General features: G+C 69.7%; 1 protein-coding gene. It reads right to left on the reverse strand.

The window, feature by feature from the left end; all coding sequences use genetic code 11:
- Positions 1-292: hypothetical protein (locus IF47_RS28490; protein ID WP_245641258.1), on the reverse strand; the 292-nt coding region annotated here is incomplete at its 3' end.
- Positions 293-307: the final 15 nt, after the last annotated feature.

The raw sequence follows: 307 nt of genomic DNA on the forward strand, positions 1-307 counted from the left end.
CGTTGCCGCAGTCGGCGTCGCAGTTCGGCTTCCACGTCACGTTCGAGCCGCGCCACCAGTACTTCTCGTAGCAGGCGGCGTCGGGACAGTCCGGCGGGTTGGCGGCGTCGCAGTTGTTGGTGGCGTTGCAGAACGCGTCCAGCGGCGGCTTGACCCGGTCGCGCTGCCCCGGGTTGATCCACCAGGCGGGCCGGAAACCGGCGGAGGAGAACCCGGACTCGCCGGGCCAGTCCTGCCGCCCGGAGGTTGCGTAGGAGAGGCCGGTGTCCATGGACCACGCGGACCAGCCCATCACCTTCTCCTGGTA

The sequence above is a fragment of the Streptomyces megasporus genome (assembly GCF_000718985.1).
Lineage (GTDB): Bacteria > Actinomycetota > Actinomycetes > Streptomycetales > Streptomycetaceae > Streptomyces > Streptomyces megasporus.